Source organism: Lutispora thermophila DSM 19022, from assembly GCF_900142105.1.
Taxonomy (GTDB): Bacteria; Bacillota; Clostridia; order Lutisporales; family Lutisporaceae; genus Lutispora; species Lutispora thermophila.
In genome coordinates, this window is the sequence record NZ_FQZS01000007.1 from 65,916 (window position 1) to 87,841 (window position 21,926).

Below are 21,926 nucleotides of genomic sequence, written 5' to 3' on the forward strand. Positions count from 1 at the left end.
TTGCACATTTTAAACCTACAATAATTGCGTACTTTTCTATAGCATCGTTAACACCCACAACTAATTTAATTGATCAATGAATTAAAAGAAAAATCATACTATCAATTTTAAATTTGGGCTGCAATAGAGTAATTACTAGGCCCTAGTTTAAATATACCAGAATAAAATAAAAAATCCATATAAATGGGATAAGAGGTAGACTTTTAGGTACAAAATGCATTTTTTCAAAAATTATCAGTTTGTTTTTTAATCACCAGCTCCTGGATATGGTAATTTTTCTCTGTTATAGTATTATTAAGCATCAAACTATATTTCCTTATTATGCTGTCTGCTGTCTTTAATCCTATCGCTGCGTCTTTTTTTTCATGACTGGGGTCATAAGAATTCTTGATGATGATTATATAGTATTGGTCATCTTCAAAGATGCAAAACTCCATATATTTCTCATTAGTCAATGCAGCTGACTCTATCGCTCTATCCAAGAAGGCTCCAAGTATCTCACAAAGGTCCGATATATTTGCTTTAACTCCTTCCAAATCAGTGGTTATTTCTAGATTCAGGTTCAATGACAATGCCTCTATCCTGCCAAGTTTTGAGGATAAAAGGCTCTTTATCCCTGGATGAGCTATCTTATATAAAGATGCTATATTGCTTTTCTTAATACTTCTTTGCCTTTCAATTACTCCGCTGAAATGCTCCTTTAAGCCTTCCATATCATCTTCTTCTAAAAAAGCTGATGCAGCTTCAATGATATTATATGTATTATGCCTCACCCTTCTATACTCATCTATCAATTCATCCACCATGTTTATATATACTCTAAGTTGTTCATTTTCCTTTTCATTCACCACTAAATTGCTATATACTCTATATACCGCCATAGTAAGTATAAAGTAACCTGTCATTATGTGTATGCTTATGAGCATTAATCTTCTATCTATCAAATCCATATATTTGCTATAAACCATTATATTAATGGCGGCAACTATGAATGTCATCAACGCAAATGCCATATGAGCCGCATTTCTATTTGTCACATCAGCTATTTTTTTCTTGTCACACATTACTTTAATAAGGATTATTTCAGTATAAGTTAGAATAGATATTCCAATGTTTGTTAAAAAACATATCATAAAACTGGAATGATGTTTTTCAAAAGTGTATCCCATAACTTTTACAAAAATAAATACCACTAAAGAATCATTGATCATTATCAAAGTATACAAAGTCAACGTATAATAAACAGATTTAACCAAGTTTCGAAGCAAAATGAAGTAAATTGAAAAAGCAACAATAAAAAAATTCCCTATGAACCTTATATTGGACATATCAGTGCTATAATCATAAGTTTTATTTATAACTGTAAGTGAAGTTACACAACAGATATAAAGTATAAATTTTATTTTTGAAAACTTTAAAGATGAAAATTTCACTACTGAAGCATAGGACAAAAAAGACATTATAGATGCTAAAATAACATCAGCAATTATATACATGGATAATCTCCTTTCTATAGACCATAGATAAAGGACAACAATTGCTATATCATGACCTATGGCAAAAAACTTAGCGATTATCTCACCAGCATCATTTGACCTGTAGAATTCTAATGGGCTTATTAGTAAATATCGACTAATTATAGTATATCAAAGCTAAAAAATCTTCTCAATTTCTACTAATTGCGTCATAAAAATACATAGCCTAATTACTCCTCCATGATTGACAAATGCAGCATCATATAGTAGCATTTGACTGACATCATTATTGGAGGTAGGCTATGTCAAAGAAGAAGTATTATGGAGTGAGAAGCGAAAATATCACAGGTGTGTTTGAAACCTGGGAAGAATGCAAAAGCAGCATTGAAGGAGTGAAGAGTGTAAAATATAAGGCCTTTCCTACCTTCGAGGAAGCTGATGCCTTTGCAAAGGGTATAGATATTTCAAATATACATATACAGACGGCTGCAGAATCAAATTCCGTTATTGCCTATGTGGACGGCAGTTATGATGGCAGTCAAAAAAGATACTCCTTTGGATGCGTCATAATCACCCCCCAGGGAAAAATAATATGCGAAAAGGGTTCCAATGAAGATCCTGAAGCTTTGACCAGCAGAAATGTGGCAGGAGAACTGATGGGTACCATGTTTGCAGTAAGATGGGCATACAGCAATGGCTATTATAGCATATTGATAAGGCATGACTATGAAGGAATAGCCAAGTGGTTCACAGGCCAATGGAAGGCCAACTCCTATTGCGCAAAAAAATATATTGAATACATGGGTAAATATAGAAATGCTATGAATATCTCCTTTCAAAAGGTTACAGCCCATTCAGGAGACAAATATAACGAAATGGCAGATGAACTGGCAAAGAAGGCATTGATGGAATCCAAAATTTAGCTGTATGATATACCATAAATCAATCTATAATTTTATTAACAGAAAAAGTAATATGATACTTGACAGGTTCATATGATTATGTTACTATTATAAAAATCTTTAAATGCGGTACAGAGATGCCGACAAGATTAGAAGTCAATATTGTAGGAATTGGTGTGCTTACATATTGGGCCATTCTATAGTCTTGCGGTATCCGCAAGACTTTTTGCTTGCCATTAGACTCTGAAATAATACTTCTCATCTTTGTTGCACTATGAAATGACACTTCTCTGCACCGCCCAGTAAGGAGAAATGGACTATGAAATATGTGTTTAAGAATGTAAACATCTATCAGGAAGGTGCATTCAAAAAAGGGACCATAGTCGTTGACAATGGTCGTATTGCCACTATTTCATTTATTGATATCGCTATCGAAGATAAGCCCGTTTTTGAACTTAATGATTGTTTCCTTTTTCCCGGTTTTGTTGATGTCCATGTGCATCTGCGTGAACCGGGTTTTTCATATAAAGAAACAATCAAAAACGGAACCTTGGCCGCAGCGCACGGAGGCTTTACTTCTGTCTGTACCATGCCAAATGTCAATCCTGTTCCCGATAGCATTGAACATCTGAATATTCAGAAGGAAATAATAGATAGAGATGCTGTCATTAATGTCTATCCATACGGTGCCATAACAGTTAATGAAGGTGGAATAGTTTTGGCAGACATGGATGGATTATCAGACAAGGTAATAGGTTTTTCAGATGACGGAAAAGGTATACAAGATGAAGAAATCATGCTTGCTGCTATGAAAAAGGCTAAAACTCTGGGCAAGATAATCGCTGCCCATTGCGAGGACAACAGCCTGCTAAATGGCGGCTATATTCACCAGGGTGTCTATGCCAGCCTTTACAATCATAGAGGTATCCCCAGTGAAAGCGAATGGCGGCATATAGAAAGAGACCTCCGCTTGGCAGAGCAAACAGGCTGTGCCTATCATGTATGCCATGTTTCATGCAAAGAAAGCGTATCACTCATCCGTAATGCAAAGATGCGGGGTGTTGATGTTACATGTGAGACGGCTCCCCATTATTTGCTGCTTAATGACATGCAATTGAAAGATGATGGGCGTTTCAAAATGAATCCTCCTATTCGCAGCGAAGCAGACCGACAGGCCCTTATTGAAGGGATCTGTGACAACACCATAGATATGATTGCAACAGATCATGCACCACATTCGGTCCAGGAAAAATCAGGAGGTTTACGTGAGAGCCTCAATGGAATAACAGGTTTGGAAACTGCATTCCCTGTATTGTATACAGGTCTTGTATGCAAAGGAATCATTCCTTTGGAAAAGCTCATAGACCTTATGTACAGGAACCCTTCCAGACGATTTGGCATAGGATCTTCCATTGCAGTAGGTGAACCTGCATCCTTTACCATTTATGATTTAAAAGAAGAATACAAGATTGATTCAAAAGATTTTCTTTCTCTTGGCAAAAGTTCACCATTTGACGGTATATATTCTTTTGGCAAGTGCCTACTTACAATGTGCAATGGAGAAATCGTCTGGAAAGACAACAGTCTAAAGGAGGTTATCAAATGAAAAAAGAGCTGTTTGAAATTATAAGCAATGACATTGCTGCAGAAAACATTTTCAAAATGGAACTTTCAGGGGATACCTCGGCAATTACTGCACCTGGCCAGTTTATAAATATAGAACTCCAAGGCTATTTCCTCCGCAGGCCTTTTTCCGTATGCGACTGGGAGGATTATAAGCTGACCATATATTATAAAGTGGTGGGAAAAGGAACAGCAGAAATGAGCTGCATGAAACCCTGTGAAAGTCTTGATGTGCTCATCGGTCTTGGCAATGGGTATAATCTGGCAGCCAGTGGAGACAGGCCATTGCTCATTGGCGGTGGAGCCGGCATTCCTCCCCTCTTTGGCTTGGCTAAGAGACTTATTGAAGAAAGGAAACAACCTGAGGTCATCCTCGGTTTCAATACATATATGGAAATGTTCCTTGTGGAAGAATTCCAGAACCTAGGAATCAAAACAACAATAACAACAGCAGACGGCAGTCATGGCACAAAAGGTTTTGTCACAGATGCTATGGCAGATAAAAATTATTCCTACATATATACCTGTGGTCCAGAGGCTATGCTAAAGGCTGTCTATGAGAAATCCATATCGTCCGGCGAGTTCAGCTTTGAAGAACGGATGGGTTGCGGCTTTGGTGCCTGTATGGGCTGCACTTGCAGAACAAAATACGGCAATAAGCGCATTTGCAAAGATGGTCCGGTGCTCAGAAAGGAGGAAATCATATGGTAGACACATCTGTGGAATTGAACGGAATCAAATTTCAGAATCCGGTAATCCCTGCCAGCGGAACCTTTGGTTATGGCTATGAATTTGCCCATTGGTATGACATCAATTGTTTAGGAGCCATATGCATTAAAGGAACCACCAAGGAACCTCGATTTGGAAATGACTGCCCCCGAATTGCAGAAGGGCCTTCAGGGATACTTAACGCTGTAGGACTTGAAAATCCAGGCATCCATAAAGTATTAGACGAGGAACTTCCAAAACTGCGACATATATATCATCAACCCATTATTGCAAATATCAGCGGTTTTAGTAAAGATGAGTATGTGTATTGCTGTGCTAAAGCTGATGAGTCCCCTTTGGTAGATATAATTGAAGTAAATATCAGTTGCCCCAATGTTCATAACGGTGGCATGAGTTTCGGCACTTCACCGGAGTCTGCCGGAGAGATTACAAAAGCTGTGAAAACCATCGTACACAATAAACCCGTCTATATCAAACTTTCTCCCAACGCAATGGACATAGCAGCCATTGCAAAATCCTGTGAGGAAGCAGGTGCCGATGGTATCAGCCTCATCAATACTTTCCTTGCCATGCGCATTGATATAAAAAAGAAAAAACCAATACTCGCCAATGTAACAGGGGGGCTTTCGGGTCCGGCAGTGTTTCCCATCGCCCTTCGCATGGTATGGCAGGTATATGAGGCAGTCCGAATACCCATAATTGGCATAGGAGGAATATCAACGGCAGATGATGTGATTGAAATGATGCTGGCCGGAGCAACTGCAGTACAGGTGGGTGCTGCAAATCTGAAAAATCCCTATGCCTGCAAAAAAATCATAGAAGATCTTCCCTCCGCAATGGAGCGGTATGGGATAAAAAGTCTTAAATCAATTATAGGAGGAGGACATTAACATGGGAAAAGACGTGATTATTGCCTGCGATTTCAGCAGCACATCAGAAACCCTCAAGTTTCTTGAACAATTCGGATCGATTCGGCCTTATGTGAAAATTGGCATGGAACTATATTATGCCGAGGGACCGACTATCGTTAGGGAGTTGAAAGTACGCGGTCACAAAATATTCCTTGACTTGAAGCTTCATGATATTCCCAATACTGTAAAAAGAACCATGAGGATACTTTCCTCACTCAATGTTGATATGATAAACCTTCACGCCGCCGGAACAAGCTCCATGATGGAGGCTGCCATGGAAGGAGTGATTAAATATGATGGTTCACGTCCATTGGTGATAGCTGTCACCCAGTTGACCAGCATCAGTGAAGAACAGTTGCATAATGAACTTCTTATCAATGAATCTCTCAAAAATACTGTTCTTGCCTATGCTGCCAATGCCAAATCCGCCGGACTGGACGGTGTGGTATGCTCCCCCTTGGAATCTCAAATCATTCATGAGAAATGCGGCAATAATTTTATCACCGTAACACCGGGCATTCGCTTCCCTGATGGTGACAAAAGCGATCAGGTGAGGGTTACTACACCTGCACAAGCAAAGGAGTTAGGCTCAGATTACATAGTGGTTGGAAGACCTATAACACAATCTGAAGATCCAGTGTCTGCATACCATAGATGTATAAAAGATTTTCTAGTATAGGAGGCGATGTAAATGAAAGTAAAAATTGCAAAGGATCTGCTTAAAATTAAAGCTGTATTTCTCAGACCTAATGAACCTTTCATCTGGGCCAGTGGCATAAAAAGCCCTATATACTGCGACAACCGTCTTACACTTTCTGATCCTGAAGTGCGAATGGATGTGGAAACAGGCCTTGCAAATATTATAAAAACCCATTATCCCGAAGCTGAAGTTCTTATGGGTACCAGTACGGCAGGCATTGCCCACGCAGCCATTACGGCACATCTTTTAAATCTTCCCATGGGCTATGTTCGTTCCAGTGCAAAAGATCACGGACGAAAGAATAAGATTGAAGGTAAACTGATACCCGGTCAGAAGGTTGTGGTCGTAGAAGACCTTATATCCACGGGAGGAAGTGCCATTGAGGTTGTAAATGTGCTTAAGGAAGCAGGGGCTGAAATCCTTGGTATCGCAAGCATATTTACCTATGGCATGAAAGAAAGCATGGATAAACTTTCAAAAGCTAATGTAAAAAACATAAGCCTCACAGACTTTGACACCATTGTTGAGGTAGCAGCAAAGGAAAAATATATTGAGGAAGATGATATAAAGAGGCTTCTCTCATTCAGAGATAATCCATCAGATGAAAGTTGGATAGGAGGTATAAAGTAATGAAACATCTTATAGACATTCTTGATCTTTCAAAAGAAGAAATTGACGAACTCATCTCCGTTGCTGAAGACATAATAGAAAACCCGGCAAAATATAGTGAAAAGTGCCGCGGAAAGAAACTGGCCACATTGTTTTATGAGCCATCTACCCGTACAAGACTTAGTTTTGAATCTGCCATGTATGAGCTAGGTGGCAATGTCATAGGCTTTTCTGAGGCCGGCAGCAGTTCCGCAGCTAAAGGCGAAAGCGTTGCAGACACAGCAAGGACGGTGGAATGCTTTGCAGACATAATAGCCATGAGACATCCCAAGGAAGGAGCTCCCCTGGTAGCTGCTCAAAGTGTTTCTATACCAGTCATCAATGCAGGAGATGGCAGCCATAACCATCCTACACAGACCTTGACGGATCTCCTTACAATAAAGCGTGAAAAAGGAAGATTGGACCATCTTACAATTGGATGCTGTGGAGATCTTAAATTCGGACGTACAGTTCATTCTCTTATCTCTGCCATGTCAAGGTATGATAATGTAGAATTTGTGTTAATCTCTCCTGAAGAACTGATGATTCCTGAGCATCTTCGCACTGATGTTCTTATAAAAAACAACATTCCATTTACAGAAACAACCTCATTGGAAGAAGCAATGCCAAAACTTGATATACTGTACATGACTCGAGTCCAGCGCGAGCGTTTCTTCAATGAAGCTGATTATGTCCGTCTCAAGGACAGCTATATACTTACTCCTGACAAACTTTCAAATGCAAAAAAAGATCTCTCCATCCTCCATCCACTGCCAAGGGTAAACGAAATTTCGGTGGAAATAGACTCTGATCCACGAGCTTGCTATTTCAAACAAGTTCTTTGTGGTAAATATATCCGCATGGCACTTATACTTAATCTTTTGGGGGTGAATTAAACAATGATTATAGGAAGCATAGTAAACGGAGTTGTCATAGACCACATTCCTGCCGGCAGAGGCATGGAACTTTACCGCTATTTGAATCTGGAAGAGCTTCAATGTGAAGTAGCTCTCATAAAAAATGCCTTCAGTGAGAAGCATGGTAAAAAGGATATTCTGAAAGTCAATGAAGTCATCGACTTAAACTTTGATATACTTGGATATATTGCACCACAGATTACTGTCAATATCATTAAAGACGGTGTCAGGGTTCAAAAGATCCATCCTCAATTGCCAAACACCATTACAGGAGTAATAAAATGCAAAAACCCTCGCTGCATCGTATCCACAGAACAAGGGTTAAAGCACGTATTCAAGCTGACAGACAGAGAAAACAGAATTTATCGCTGCATATACTGCGATACAAAAGCAGAACCCCAAAGCTTTTTATAAATCAAGAAACATTAATATAAAAATACATTTACAGCTCTAACCTCAAAGCAATGAATATCGGGGTTTAGTAACAAACAAGACAATCATCCAACCTGCTTGTGACCTGACACATCAAAAATGGACACTGGAGCGATACTCAAAACCAGTTATGGTATCGTTGTGTCCATTTTTTGTTAAGCTTAATGTTAAAATAATCATCCAGTCTTTAGTTCAATCAGTCTTATAATATACGTGCCAGCCAACAATATTAGACTCAAAGCTGAATAACCAATCAATATGCTCGTGCCCACATCTGTTCCAACATTGCATAGCCCCGTAAAATTTAAGATATAATTATTCTAGCTAATACCTGTATACCAAATGAATGAATAAATATATCATTTGAAACAAATTTGGACTTCTACTCCATGCGCTTAAAAATAAGGCCAAAGAAGGGATAAATATGCTCCCTGCCATTATCATAGTAATATCAATATGCTGCCTTAGCAATAGCCCTTTGCAAATCAATGGCACATTGGGCAAAAACACTATAAGGACTCCGCAAATATAATGCGTTAAAATCTACATCCTATTGAAATATGATGTACTCTGAATCACCTCTCTAGTACTATAATAAATGTTCCTTGTGTTTATTTCTGATATGATGCTTAAAGGCATTATCCATAAAATTGATATTATGGGGCCCTTCACCGAATCAAATGACAAAAGCAAATATAATCCGATGACTGCTACATACATAAAAAGTATAAAAGCATTGATACTCCGCACCACAAGCCCCAGTTCTGCATATAATAAATCCCTTAGTCTGTATTTTAGATTTCCAGCAAAAATCCTGCTCAATACATAATTATCTTGTTGTGCCTTTGCCATATTGTTTTTTAACATATCACTTCTTACAACTTGCCCATTTCTCGTTTTTTATAAATTTAAGAAGGCTGCCGCCCAACTAACTATTTATTAGTTGTGCAACAACCTCCACTTCTAAAATTCTTCACCTTTCCAATAATTATCAAAATACTTAATGCAAGTATCGATACAGATATGCAAAACGAAACCCAGCTCACTCTCAGCCCCATGGCCAGTAGCATAGCACATAATTCTACTGCAAGAATTTTTCTTGCTCGCTTTTTATATACTTCCTCTTCCATTTTATCCAAGGGCTTGTTGGCATCCTCCACAGGAGCAAGGGCATAGATGATTATTGCTGCAATCATTGCTATACATACAATATTAAACCTTGTACAAGGAATAAGTTTTATTGCCAAAAGCACTGACATAGTTAATAATATGGAAAAAAAGTAACATTTTGATTGTGTCCTTGCATGATAACCTCCTGCAAATGACCTCAACGGAATGTATGCAATCATAAACAGAAGGCTTTGCCAAACCATATTGAACAAAAGGCCTATTGCTATTGTTGTAAGGATATTCACAATTATTAATAATCCCTGTTTTAAACCATACTCATATAAGTCTCTGTCTTCAACTTTTATGGCTCCATTGGCAATGAGCCCATCCGCAATTTTATTAATCAAGTCCATATCAATCAGAATTTGCGCAAATTCTCTGCACCTTTAGGCAGTTTTGGTTGGTGAATTAAGCATATACATGTTGTATTTACGTTCATTGTTGTTATAAACAAGGCAAAACTGGCAATCAAACTACTCAACTTTATTAAAGCTTTTTTCATTACCATTACCTCCCATAAATCTTTTCATTTAGTTTTATATTACATCAAAGATATCATTTAAGCGATTAGATGGTAAAACTTATATATGTTTTTGGCAAAACTTACAGTTTTTTTCTTAAAAAGTATTAGCAAATCTTTGATTCTTGGGAAGAAGTTCATTAGCTAATTGTACTGCCTCATTCCAATCTTTAGATGGCGCAGAAATCATCCATCCATCAGCAGAACTAAAACTATATACACCTGATTCATTGGGCTCAAATATTTTAATCATAATCTTTTCTAACTTATCTCCAAAATAAGCATGCAGAACTGTATCGCTATTCTTTAAGCCTGCCATTCTATCTTTATTTATTATCAATGTCATTTTAGTAAAGTCAAATCGTTGGTCTTCTACATCAATAGTGCCTTCAAATGCAATTCCCCCGTCTTTTGATGGCCTATATGTTCCATTAATTGATATGGTAATGGGTACCACATCTTCCCTATTTACCATCCTGAACTTAAGTCCGTATAAAGTAGTGTTTATTGATTTGGGAGACATATAATAATAATTACATGCAACATATATTAACAATATAATTACTATCAAAATACTGATTGACTTATCTGTAATTTCCATTATTATCTAGCTCCTCCCAAGTATTTCTTGGCCCAGTTCATAATATGAATTATACTTTTTAAATATATCATATCAATGTTACATTGATCATCATTTTGCTTAACAGCATGAAAAGAGACTAAAATCTTTTATAGGTCTGCATACACATTGTTCCATATATAATCACTTCAAAACTCTTAAATCTGTGCTTTCTCTATTTATAAGCAAATTTTGTGTAAAATATCTCCTAACTAACATTATTTTTCGCTTCATTTTAAAATAAGAAAGGCTTACTATAAAAGTGTTTATATTTATCTAGGTAGCCTTTCTTGAAACCTATTACGGAAAGTACAAATTAAAAATTTATACATGTTTTTCCAATAACCTAACACTTTTTCAGAAAAATATATACAATGTACACATTACAGCATCTTAAAAATCAATCAGTATATGTTGAAGCAAATGATAATTAAATTTAGTTTATCTTTATAAAATCCTCATGGAAAACAAGTATCACATATAAAAATGTCTCTACCTTAAAAGATATCCTTTAAGGAATTGAATAGCAAAACTTATATGTGTTTCTGGTAAAATTTAAAATTTTGAATTGATTAGCAGAAATGTCTTGTAAAATGAAAATTTCCGGTACCTGTTTGGTGAAGGGAGCTTTATTTGGCATATTGCTTAAAAAGCTTCTCATCATCAGATTTCAGTATCACAAAATTTTTCTCTTGAAGCTCCTCTGCTGTTTTTTAAAAGGCAACTTTGTCACAAATTCTTCCGCAAACAAAATTTGCATCACATCAGTCGTTCCTCTGGATCACGAAATGCATCACAAATTTTATCGCATATTCCATCACATATTCCATCACATACTGAAGCAACACAATCACATATCTTATCGCATACTATACCATCACATATTACGACTTCACCGGGATCTGGAATACCGGCAACGATAAAGCTGAATTCAAGTCTGTTTTCCATCTCAGTAATGCTCAAATTTTCAACGGAATTCAAATTAATTGAATTCAATATACCTTTGTTATCCATAATTTCACCTCCTTTATTTTAATCTGATGCTTAATGTTTGGATTAATTGCTAATTTTATCTTACAATAAAAAAAGTCCCTAATGGGTTAATATGGTAAAATTTACATATATTTTGGGTAAAATTTAAAGTTCTGCTTTGGTTGGAAGGAATGTCTCGTAAAATGAAAACTCCCCTCACCTGTTTGGTGAAGGGAGTTTTATTTGGCATATTGCTTAAAAATCTTCTTCAGGTAGGTGTTATCTCCTTCCATTACAAGATCATACACTGACTTTCCACTGGATGTTATAACATAAGGATCTGCTCCGGCTTCCAGCAATATTTTAGCCATATCGCAATTTCCCATTACCAGCACCATCTCAATAGGATATTGCCCTTCTGAATCCTGACTGTTTATATCAACTGTTCCACTGGCTAATATCCTCTTAACTAATGCAATGTTGTTCTCCAATACTGCCTGTGTTAACATATCAATCGTAAATTCCATATTACTAACCCTTTTCTCATCATCAGATTTAAGAATCACAGAATTCTCTTCCTGAAGCCCGTCTGTTGTCTTTGAATCAGCAGATAAAACGATGTTGTTGAAGTTCAGTAACATGATCACTGACACAAATACTGCTGCTAAAACCATTGTTGCTCTCGAACCTTTATTTAGCATATAATATCTCCTCCTTATTCTATTTTATTTTTTAACACCCTTAATGATGCTATTGAGCACAATTATCAACCTCTTTTTTTCTTATAAAGCGATTATAGAACTCTAAAAACCTATTTGTGATAGCTCTAAAAAGAATTATTACTAAATACATATAAAATAAATTCATTAAAAGTCTCACATTAAGTTTAATATTACTGAAATCCCTAAAGTATGACACTATGAATTTTACAATCAAAGCACCTTTTTTAATTAAAATTATTGTGAATAAAAAATATAAGAAGTAGTAAATGTTGTTTGCAACTTTACCTATTTTATTATTCTCATAATACTGCAAAACATCTCTGAAAAACCAATATCCATCTGTTCTCATGAAAGGATGAAAATTAAAATAAAAAGTATAAAAAAGCATATTTATACATATTAGAAAAATGCTGTATTTAGTTACTATATATAAAATAATTAATAAAACCATATATATGCCTTGCGCAAACAATCCTGCAATATTAACCAAAATTCTTTGTTTCAAATCAAGTTCATCTATCCCTGATACATTCGTAAACATAACTGGATATATCAAATATACGGAAAAACTGATAGGTCTTAATCCTATGCCGCAGTAGCTGCACATGTATGAATGTCCAAGTTCATGAAACATGATGCCAATTATAATAATCAATAATAAAGCAAAGAAATCTGATATGTAAAAATTATCTTCTTTTTGATAGGCTGAAAAAAAACTATTAAAAGGCAATCCTAAAACAGCCACCAGCAGAACAGAGATAGACACAAGTTTAAGCATGGTATTTTCCCTTAAATTATATAAAAAGCTGTGACCAAAAAGCTTTTCTTGAATACTGCTTGAAAGCACCTGAATTTGAGGATTAAATATTTTGCGTATTATATGCTTAAATTTTTTATTGAAACTTTCATACTGTCTTTCCTTTAACACTCCAAGATCAATCAATTTGTCAAATATAACCTGACTGTTTTCTATATTTAAAGATGTTAAATGCCTTAAATACTCTTCTTTATCACCTTTTTCAGGCAGAACGGATATGAGATAAGCCACTTCTTTACTTACCTTATAGCAAGATGTCTTGTTGATTATTAAATTCCCATTTTTATAATCCGGCATATATTCATTTTTAAATACATTAACATATTCTGAGCCAGCTCTCATATTATCACTCGCTTTTGTTTTGCATAATTACAGATGAGGAAATAGGAAATTTAAACTATCTATGCGATCATCCTGTTCTCGCTCAGTATATATATATTTGATGGCTTCATAAATTTCATCTTTCCTTGTGCTGCAATATGGGTTATATATACTTCCATTGTTTTCTCTAGCCTGAACGCCGCATTCTCCGGCACAAAGCAGTGAGATGGAACATTCCAAACACTTATCAAGATTAAGCAGATTTCTGTTTAGGTAATCTTCTCTCAATGAGTTAAAATAAACCTCTCCATTTTTCAGGTATCCTATTTTATAATCATCCCTGCCTGCTTCCTCATAGCAGCCGTATATGTCTCCATATGGGTCAATGAGAAAGTTATTGGGTATATTTTGCATGCAAAATCTTGTTTTTCTGAATGGTATGCCCCTTTGAATTTTCATAAGATATGCCAATCCCTCTGCTTTTCTTCTTATGGGATGTCTGATTTTGCTTTTTATATTGATTGATTCTATTGTTGCAGCGGCTTCCATATGTCCTACAAAAGAACTGTCATCTGTTTGCTTGAAGTGATTGTGCAAAGGATGCAGATAAATATATGCGTATGGATGATTTAAAATTTCTTCCTTTTCAAGAAAATCGTACAAGAATGCCAGTTTTTCCAAAGAATTGGCATCAATATTTATTCTTATATTCAACTTTACTTTCCTATCCAGCATTAAATGGATATTCCTTACTATTGTATCAAATGTTGGCTTTCCAGGCTCTGAAACTCTACTTGTATCGTGATCTTCTTGGTTGCCGTCTATTGATACTTGTATGAAGTTTATTTGGCCCGGCAGAGGACCAACCAAATCCAGGTAATGTTCCAATTGAGTACAATTGGATATGGCACCTACATTGATTGAATATTTATTGGAATACTCCAATACCCTTTCTACCACATCCCTATTCCTTTTTAAAAAAGGTTCTCCTCCATATAAGGTAATGTCCAGGTCTTCTCTTGAAACATCTCTATATAACTTTTCAAAATATATGCCAAACAATTGATCCACAAATTCTTTCGTCATAACCTTATTTTCTTTTTTTCCTCTAATTGGCTTCTGATAACAGTAATAGCAATTTAGATTACATGCATATGATAGTAGCAACATCAAGTTGCACTCTGAAAAATCATTTTTTAAATTAAACTCATCTATTTTCTTAACAAACTTAACAAACTCTTTCTTTTCTTCTTCAGGAGTAAGATTTGTTACATGCCCTCTTCTTTGCAGGAATTCAATTTCCACATCGGCAATATCCTGGGAAGATACCACTTTATCCTTATTGCTTAGAAGTTGGCCCATCTCTTTAGAAACCTCATCTATACATCCATTGAATCCATTAAATAACAGATATGTGTCTTTAAGAGGTATTATATTTAGATATTTGCTAACATAATAGTTTTTCATAATAAACTCCTTCCTCTATGAACCTTTTTGTATCCAATGCAGATAAAAAATATCCATAACGGGACACATTGCTTCCGTTAGCATAAAATGGATGAGGCACATCATTTTTTATGAAATATTCATGAATATTGCCTTTATGAATCTTATAAAAGTTGCCTTTATAAAAATCGGAGAACCATTTTTCCAACTGCGGCTTTTGTTCTAAAAATCTTTCATATACTTCATTTGAAAAGCCCAAGCTTTGTCTGATATCTATGTCAAATTTCTTGGCAGACAGATAAACTGCAAGCCCTTCATCATAATACTTTATTAACTCATGTGGCATATTCATGCTACGCCATATGCCAGCAGTCATGAAATGTGTTAGCTCATGGGTGATGAGTCTTAATATATCTTGCTCATCAATCCTGTCATCAGAGAGCATTATAACACGGTTTGGGTTAAAGCAATTGCATGCATTGAAATTACCTAATAATATGCGCACTATCTCAATGTTATCAATATCTTTAAGAAAAACATCTTTGTTAATACCGAACAAAGTTTCAATTTCACCGGATAAATATTCACGGATATCTATTATATCTTTTTTTTCTATTGGGGTTATTTTTTTACTTGACAAAAATTCTTTATATCTGTAATATGAGTTACTATCCAGATTAGGCATGTCCAAGCTGTAAGTTGAAAATATTTTTCTCAACTCTGGAAGGCCTCGGGTTAAATAATCAACATAATTATCGCAGCTTAAAATGATGTTCCTTATATGATCTGAGTGATTTGTGATATTAATATCAGGTTCCTTAATGGATGTTTTTATATTTGCAGATATGGGCTCATTTGTTATTTCACTTTCAATTTTAAAAGCAATAGTTTTTATAAATTCAGTATATTCTTTCAAAAGTGATAAATCAATTTCCTCCGCTCCAAATTTACTAAAAGGAATGCCATTGTGAAAATGATTAATCTTAATAAACAGGCTTATGCTTGGTCTGTTTTCTTTTACCAGAGTTACACCTTCGCATACTCCAAAGGGAATTTCCGCTTTATACTTTTCATCTAACTGATGCATAACTCCTTCAGGGATAAACTTATCCAGCTCTACACCATTTTGTTTTGTGCGTATACCGAAGCCATTATTGCTGTTTATCGATGAGTCTATGGCATCCATAGATATAAAATATAGATCCCTATCATAAATTATGTTTAAAAACTCATACAATCCTGAATGACTTACCTCTTCATTAAGCGTCAAAAGTCCGTAATACTTATCAGCATAGTTTTCATATTTCATCAGATATATGATAAGAGCAGCATTCAATATATTATCTAAGTTCCAATTTGTCAAAGTATCATTTTTTAATACAGGAGACCCATCATAATGGATGACAAGTTCACCTGAATCATAAGTTTTTATCAAATCATTATGAGCTTTAAAAAACAATGTGACGCCATCCATGCCACTTCTATGACAATGCTCTACCTCAAGTTGATCTATACTTTCATACATTCCCGGCAAAAACACTCCAAAATTTCTGCCCACTAAATATTTTGAAGTTCTATGTCCGTACAATTTTGAGTACATATATTCCTCATCTTGACTATAGTAAAGCCTTCCTCCAGGATGATCGAGATGAGCCTGAAAGCATATCCTATTATTTTTTATTTTTTCTTGGGAATCCTCTCCTAAAAAAATATTACCGTTCCTTGTAATAAAAAAAGGTATGTTTCCTAATATAGAAGCTAAAATAGCTTTCGTCGTTTCATTCCATTTATGAAAGGGAACAATATGCAATCTGGACAGTTCTTTAACAATTTTATGATATTCTTGTATCATAACATTTATCCTTTCTTTCGCTTTAATATCATGTTATTTCCATCATCAGTCTACCAGATGACCTTGTCACAGAATCTTCCGCAAACGAAATTTACATCGCATGGATATATTGTGTCACAAAAAACATCACAAACTTTATCACATATCTTGTCACAGATATCCCCACAAATCTTATCGCATACTTTATCACAAATAGGACTGCAAATTACATCACATACACCGGTTGTACACTCAGGGCGGATTATATCTAAAATTGATATGTCCATAATCGAATAGACAATTCTTTCTTCAGATTTTTCCAATATTAGATTGTCTTCATTGAACAGGTTAATAGTTCTAATAATATTATTCATAAACATTCCCCCAAGTTATATTTTCACATTATTCAATTTGCATAACCTGTCTAATAAACATCCGAAAGAACTAATTGAGGATTACTCAAACTCATCTTTGCCCCAGCCAAAGATGAGTTTGAGTATGTAACCTTAATTATTTTGCAAAATCAAATTGCTACCAAATTGCATCGCATATTTGTCCACATATTTGATCACATATTGCATCACATACTGCGGAGATGCAGTCACATATCTTATCACATACAATAGCATCACATATTCTACCATCATAATAATCCGGAACACCAGCAAAGATAAAGCTGAATTCAAGTCTGTTCTCCATTTCAGTAATACTTAAATTCTCAACTGAATTTAGGTTAATTGAGTTCAATATGCCTTTGTTTTCCATAATTTCACCTCCTTTATTTCTGTTTTACTTCATGCGTTATTTATTGATAGCTATTTTTAGCTTATAATAAAAAAGCCCCCTAATGGGGGAAAGTGGTAAAACTTATACACATTTTTGGTAAAATTTAAAATTATGTTTGTTTAGGAAATATATTTGTAGTAAGGCCTTCAGCTTGGATTTCTTATTTCTAAAAACTATGACAAAAATTATATAAAAGAACATCTGCATAAAACATAGAGTCTGTATGTTGTATGGTTATCGCTCCATTATATTTGCCAATGGCCTTTTTTACACTCTTTAAACCAAATCCATGATTTTCTTTATCTCTATGAGTCGTCTTAAGATCGCTGTTTTCATAGACAAGATTTCCGTCAAAGGGATTTGAGATGCTAATATAAAGAACATTTCTATCTAGCTTGATAGAAGCTTTAATGGTTTTATCCCTTTCCAATTTTGATACCGCCTCTATAGCATTATCAAACAAATTGCCAAGAATTATGCTCAAATCAAAAGGCTGGATATCTAATTTCTCAGGCATGTTCAATTCCAAATCCACTTCTATGCCAAGCTTTTTTGCCTCATTTATCTTATAATTCAATATACTATCTACCGGCATATTGCCGGATTTGATATGATTGTTTGATTCTCCGATTAAATCAAAAATTCTATGTAAATATTCCAAAGCACCTTTATTGTCGTTTTTTTCTATTAGGACCTGTAAAACTGAGATATGATTTTTTATATCATGTCTGAGAATCTTTATATTCTCATTAGATTGATTAATAATGTCAAGTTGTTTTATATAAGCATTATTCTGCTGGTGCAGCAATTCTTTTTCTATTTTTTCGTTATAAGATCTTATCAAAGCATCATATAAATAAAATACAAAAACATTAATAATGAATAATATTGATATACTTATCAAAATAAAATACAATTTGTATTGAGCTTCTATAGTTATCAAAATAAAGGTGGAAAAGAGAGTTCCTACAGGTATTAAAATTATTGCAATCCAATGCATAGGAGAAATGTTTATATCATTTTTTATCATTTTGAAATTTGATAAAGCAAGCATGATCATATATGAAATTATCTTTGTACTAATTAGTGCAGCTATTAATTCTACATTGGCATCATCGCTTAATTGATTTAAGTTCATAGATTTTAACCCATACACTGTTAAAGCTTCAACAGACAGCAATATTGCATATATGTAAATCGTTGCAATAAGTCTTGACTTCAATGAAGCTGGATAATTAAACGTTAGCAAGAAAAATAGAATAAGATTTGAAATTAAATTAACACCTGGATTGTTAAACATAATGTAAATAATAGCTATAGATAGATAATAAAGTATATAAGATATGAATTCAAAATTTTTGCTGACTGCATCATTTTCAAAGAAAAAAGTCATAAATTTGAAAATTATATAAGTACCAAAGATATTTGACAGAAGATAAATAATATCGTAATTATCAAGCATTGTTATTAACCTCTTTCTGTCTCATCTGCAAAAGCTTGTCTCTCACAGCCTTTCTGTTATGTTGGCTAATGGGCAGTATCACATTATTGGATATCCTAACTTTATCATATTGCACTTCAACTATGTGATCATAATTTACCAGATATGATTTATGAATGGATATGAAAGGCGCTCCTCTAATCTGCCTTTGTATTATTGACAATTTGGAATAATATTCCTCTATGGTATCTTTCATAATAATGCGGATTTTTTTACCCATACTTTCAAAATATAAAATATTATTTATCGGTATTCTATAAAAACAATGACCCTTTTGATATTCAAAAATAATGCCATTATTACGTAAAAGTCTTAAGGCTGTCATAAATACTTTCTGGATTTTCTCATATGTAAGAGGTTTTATTAGGAAATTGAGAGGCCTTATATCGAAAAGTTCCATGGCATAGCTGTCTTTTCCTGACACATAAACTATATGGGTGATATCATTAGCTATTACTTCTCTTATGAGTTTACCAATTCTTATTCCATTCATGGTCTTTAGGTCAATATCTAAAAATATTACATCATAATACACTCCTTCATGTAATGACTGGCATAATTTTTCTCCAGAATAGAATGTCTCTACAGATATTTCCTCGCAAAAGGTCTGTCCTATTTCCAATAATACATTTTCCATGTAGGCACATATAGCTTTCTCATCATCACATATAGCTACATTAATCATATAGGACACCTCCTTTAAAAGGATATTATAGAAAACTAAACCTTTATTTAACATATTTTATTTAATTTGTATAATTATAGCATAAAACCTGTCCATATCTCAACTTGTATTTGGTAAAATAGGGACAAAGTAGGATGATAGTGAAATGCTTCAAGCTAGCAACTCAAATGCAACACTAACAAAAAAACAAGGAGAACATTTTCTTCATCCCTCTCTGGTTAATTGATCTTGGATAAATTAAGAAGGCTGATGGATAACTGACTGCTTGTCAGTTATCCATCAGCCCCTATTAATACTATTTGATCTCTATTCTGTTTCTCTTCTTTGGAGTTGGTTCCTTTTTAGGCAGCACTATTGTTAGGACTCCGTTTTCAAACTTTGCAGTAACCTTGTCTTCGATTACATTTTCTACATAGAAGCTTCTGCAGAAGCTGCCGCTTCTTCTTTCTCTTCTAATGTAGTTCTCCTTTTCCACATTTATTTCCTCGTTTCTTTCTACAGCAATGGTAAGCCTGTCATTGTCAAGTTCAATGTTTATATTTTCCTTGTTTACTCCTGGCAAATCTGCTTCTACAATGTATTCCCTATCATTTTCCTTTACATCCACTCTCATCTGAGTGTTCTCCATGAACCAAGCTGGCATAAAGGAATCATTGAAGAAATCGTCAAATAAATTATCTATGTCGAAAATATCTCTGCTTTTGTTAGCCAGTGATTTATTTCTTCTGCCATATGGAATTAGAAACATATGAAACACCTCCAACTAATTTGACTTTGACTTTCTTTGACCTTCAATCATATTATTGCACCATTGTGTCTTAATATCAATTAGTGATATGCTTAATATTATATAAAAATTTGTGTTTATATCTAAATATTTGAATTTATCTCTTATTTTCTCAATATTTTTCATTAGACTTTCATTTTATTTGATAACATAAAAAGAAGACCCATAAAAGTCAGGATCTTCTTTTTCATCAGTTCATATTATGGTTGTCAATGCTGTTATCTCTTTACTATTAATGAAGTACCTTGGCCTCCGCCTATGCAAAGAGTTGCAAGACCAGTCTTAGCATCTCTCTTTACCATTTCATGAAGCAATGTTACCAATATTCTCGTTCCGGAGCATCCGATAGGATGACCCAAAGCTATTGCTCCACCGTTTACGTTAGTTTTCTCAGGATCCAATCCAAGATCTCTTACAACAGCTATGGATTGAGCTGCAAAAGCTTCATTAGCTTCTACCAAATCTATGTCATCAATAGTCATATTTGCTTTTTCTAGTGCCTTTCTGGAAGCTGGTACAGGTCCATATCCCATGATTGTTGGATCAACGCCTGCTGAAGCAAAGGATACTATTGTTGCCATAGGCGTGATTCCAAGCTCTTCTGCTTTTTCTTTTGACATGAGCACTACTGCAGCTGCTCCGTCATTTATTCCTGAAGCATTTCCTGCTGTAACTGTTCCATCTTTCTTGAAAGCAGGTTTCAGTTTTGCCAATGCCTCTAATGTTGTACCAAAGCGAGGATGCTCATCTGTATCAACTATAACAGGATCTCCTTTTTTCTGTGGGATTTCAACGGGCACTATCTCATCCTTAAATCTTCCGCTCTTTATAGCCTTCTCTGCTTTCAACTGGCTCTCTAAGGCGAACTTATCCTGGTCTTCTCTTGTTATGTTCCATTTTTCTGCTATGTTCTCTGCGGTAATTCCCATATGATAATTGTTGAATACATCAGTAAGACCATCATATACCATGTAATCAACAACAGCTCCGTCTCCCATTCTATGACCCCATCTTGCATTCTTCAACAGATAGGGAGCCATACTCATGTTCTCAGTACCTCCTGCTACAACCACATCAGCTTCTCCCAACATAATAGCCTGAGCACCAAGGCTTACTGTTTTCAAACCCGAGCCACATACCTTATTTATAGTCATAGATGGCACTTCAGCGGGTATTCCTGCAGCAATTGATACTTGTCTTGCTACATTCTGACCGAGACCAGCCTGAAGCACGCTGCCGAATATGACTTCATCCACCATTTCAGGTTTAACATTAGCTCTAGCCATTGCTTCTTTTACAACTGTTGCTCCTAATTTTATCGGAGATACATCTTTAAAACTTCCTCCAAAAGTTCCAATAGCAGTTCTTACAGCACTAACTATAACGACTTCTCTCAAGTTATTAGTCCCCTT

Annotated in this window: 24 protein-coding genes; 8 read left to right on the plus strand and 16 right to left on the minus strand. The window is 35.0% G+C overall.

Going from position 1 to position 21,926, the window contains the following annotated elements; all coding sequences use genetic code 11:
* Positions 1 to 224: 224 nt before the first annotated feature.
* Entirely contained in the window at positions 225 to 1,496 is a 1,272-nt protein-coding gene (locus BUB48_RS05940; RefSeq protein ID WP_073025336.1) for a GHKL domain-containing protein, read from the minus strand.
* 281 nt (positions 1,497 to 1,777) lie between these two features.
* Here BUB48_RS05940 and BUB48_RS05945 point away from each other — a divergent pair, with 281 nt between their 5' ends.
* The 8 genes from BUB48_RS05945 to BUB48_RS05980 all read left to right on the plus strand — a co-directional run bounded on the left by BUB48_RS05945 (position 1,778) and on the right by BUB48_RS05980 (position 8,319).
* Positions 1,778 to 2,398 (plus strand): ribonuclease H1 domain-containing protein, encoded by a 621-nt coding sequence (locus BUB48_RS05945; RefSeq protein ID WP_073025337.1) that lies wholly within the window; start codon positions 1,778 to 1,780, stop codon positions 2,396 to 2,398.
* Between the two features lie 298 nt (positions 2,399 to 2,696).
* Complete coding sequence (locus tag BUB48_RS05950; RefSeq protein ID WP_073025338.1) at positions 2,697 to 3,983, plus strand: dihydroorotase; 1,287 nt, start codon at positions 2,697 to 2,699, stop codon at positions 3,981 to 3,983.
* On the plus strand, positions 3,980 to 4,711 hold the full coding sequence (locus BUB48_RS05955) for a dihydroorotate dehydrogenase electron transfer subunit (protein ID WP_073025339.1): 732 nt from the start codon (positions 3,980 to 3,982) through the stop codon (positions 4,709 to 4,711). The genes BUB48_RS05950 and BUB48_RS05955 overlap by 4 nt, the downstream gene beginning before the upstream one ends.
* Entirely contained in the window at positions 4,705 to 5,619 is a 915-nt protein-coding gene (locus tag BUB48_RS05960; RefSeq protein ID WP_073025340.1) for a dihydroorotate dehydrogenase, read from the plus strand. Before BUB48_RS05955 ends, BUB48_RS05960 begins: the two co-directional genes overlap by 7 nt.
* 1 nt (position 5,620) lies before the next feature.
* Positions 5,621 to 6,319 carry an orotidine-5'-phosphate decarboxylase gene (gene pyrF / locus BUB48_RS05965; protein WP_073025341.1) on the plus strand — a complete coding sequence of 233 codons (699 nt, stop codon included), beginning with the start codon at positions 5,621 to 5,623 and terminating at the stop codon, positions 6,317 to 6,319.
* Positions 6,320 to 6,331: 12 nt separating this feature from the next.
* A complete protein-coding gene (pyrE, locus tag BUB48_RS05970; RefSeq protein ID WP_073025342.1) occupies positions 6,332 to 6,970 on the plus strand; it encodes an orotate phosphoribosyltransferase in 639 nt (212 codons plus the stop codon).
* On the plus strand, positions 6,970 to 7,884 hold the full coding sequence (pyrB, locus tag BUB48_RS05975; RefSeq protein WP_073025343.1) for an aspartate carbamoyltransferase: 915 nt from the start codon (positions 6,970 to 6,972) through the stop codon (positions 7,882 to 7,884). Before pyrE ends, pyrB begins: the two co-directional genes overlap by 1 nt.
* A gap of 3 nt (positions 7,885 to 7,887) precedes the next feature.
* On the plus strand, positions 7,888 to 8,319 hold the full coding sequence (locus BUB48_RS05980) for an aspartate carbamoyltransferase regulatory subunit (RefSeq protein ID WP_073025344.1): 432 nt from the start codon (positions 7,888 to 7,890) through the stop codon (positions 8,317 to 8,319).
* Positions 8,320 to 8,880: 561 nt separating this feature from the next.
* Here the strand turns inward: BUB48_RS05980 and BUB48_RS05990 are convergent.
* The 15 genes from BUB48_RS05990 to BUB48_RS06060 all read right to left on the minus strand — a co-directional run bounded on the left by BUB48_RS05990 (position 8,881) and on the right by BUB48_RS06060 (position 21,911).
* Entirely contained in the window at positions 8,881 to 9,204 is a 324-nt protein-coding gene (locus BUB48_RS05990) for a hypothetical protein (protein WP_073025346.1), read from the minus strand.
* 65 nt (positions 9,205 to 9,269) lie between these two features.
* On the minus strand, positions 9,270 to 9,860 hold the full coding sequence (locus BUB48_RS05995) for an accessory gene regulator B family protein (protein WP_073025347.1): 591 nt from the start codon (positions 9,858 to 9,860) through the stop codon (positions 9,270 to 9,272).
* A 5-nt stretch (positions 9,861 to 9,865) separates the two neighbouring features.
* Complete coding sequence (locus BUB48_RS06000; protein WP_073025348.1) at positions 9,866 to 10,009, minus strand: cyclic lactone autoinducer peptide; 144 nt, start codon at positions 10,007 to 10,009, stop codon at positions 9,866 to 9,868.
* 115 nt (positions 10,010 to 10,124) lie between these two features.
* Entirely contained in the window at positions 10,125 to 10,628 is a 504-nt protein-coding gene (locus BUB48_RS06005; RefSeq protein WP_073025349.1) for a hypothetical protein, read from the minus strand.
* Positions 10,629 to 11,405: 777 nt separating this feature from the next.
* Complete coding sequence (locus BUB48_RS06010; protein WP_073025350.1) at positions 11,406 to 11,660, minus strand: hypothetical protein; 255 nt, start codon at positions 11,658 to 11,660, stop codon at positions 11,406 to 11,408.
* A gap of 197 nt (positions 11,661 to 11,857) precedes the next feature.
* Positions 11,858 to 12,319 carry an ankyrin repeat domain-containing protein gene (locus BUB48_RS06015; protein WP_073025351.1) on the minus strand — a complete coding sequence of 154 codons (462 nt, stop codon included), beginning with the start codon at positions 12,317 to 12,319 and terminating at the stop codon, positions 11,858 to 11,860.
* A 49-nt stretch (positions 12,320 to 12,368) separates the two neighbouring features.
* On the minus strand, positions 12,369 to 13,499 hold the full coding sequence (locus BUB48_RS06020) for a hypothetical protein (protein WP_073025352.1): 1,131 nt from the start codon (positions 13,497 to 13,499) through the stop codon (positions 12,369 to 12,371).
* A gap of 27 nt (positions 13,500 to 13,526) precedes the next feature.
* Positions 13,527 to 14,945, minus strand: coding sequence for a radical SAM/SPASM domain-containing protein (locus BUB48_RS06025; protein ID WP_073025353.1), 1,419 nt, complete (start codon positions 14,943 to 14,945; stop codon positions 13,527 to 13,529).
* The gene (locus tag BUB48_RS06030; RefSeq protein WP_073025354.1) at positions 14,926 to 16,776 is read right to left on the minus strand and encodes a hypothetical protein; all 1,851 of its coding nucleotides are present in this window, start codon (positions 16,774 to 16,776) and stop codon (positions 14,926 to 14,928) included. Before BUB48_RS06030 ends, BUB48_RS06025 begins: the two co-directional genes overlap by 20 nt.
* 50 nt (positions 16,777 to 16,826) lie before the next feature.
* The gene (locus tag BUB48_RS06035; protein WP_073025355.1) at positions 16,827 to 17,129 is read right to left on the minus strand and encodes a hypothetical protein; all 303 of its coding nucleotides are present in this window, start codon (positions 17,127 to 17,129) and stop codon (positions 16,827 to 16,829) included.
* A 157-nt stretch (positions 17,130 to 17,286) separates the two neighbouring features.
* Entirely contained in the window at positions 17,287 to 17,520 is a 234-nt protein-coding gene (locus tag BUB48_RS06040) for a hypothetical protein (RefSeq protein ID WP_073025356.1), read from the minus strand.
* 187 nt (positions 17,521 to 17,707) lie between these two features.
* On the minus strand, positions 17,708 to 19,003 hold the full coding sequence (locus BUB48_RS06045) for a sensor histidine kinase (protein WP_073025357.1): 1,296 nt from the start codon (positions 19,001 to 19,003) through the stop codon (positions 17,708 to 17,710).
* Positions 18,996 to 19,727 (minus strand): LytR/AlgR family response regulator transcription factor, encoded by a 732-nt coding sequence (locus BUB48_RS06050; RefSeq protein ID WP_073025358.1) that lies wholly within the window; start codon positions 19,725 to 19,727, stop codon positions 18,996 to 18,998. Before BUB48_RS06050 ends, BUB48_RS06045 begins: the two co-directional genes overlap by 8 nt.
* A 295-nt stretch (positions 19,728 to 20,022) precedes the next feature.
* Positions 20,023 to 20,475: an Hsp20/alpha crystallin family protein gene (locus tag BUB48_RS06055; RefSeq protein ID WP_073025359.1), complete on the minus strand. Its 453-nt coding sequence runs from the start codon at positions 20,473 to 20,475 to the stop codon at positions 20,023 to 20,025.
* Positions 20,476 to 20,732: 257 nt separating this feature from the next.
* Positions 20,733 to 21,911, minus strand: a complete 1,179-nt coding sequence (locus BUB48_RS06060; RefSeq protein ID WP_073025360.1) for an acetyl-CoA C-acetyltransferase — start codon at positions 21,909 to 21,911, stop codon at positions 20,733 to 20,735.
* Between the last annotated feature and the right edge of the window lie 15 nt (positions 21,912 to 21,926).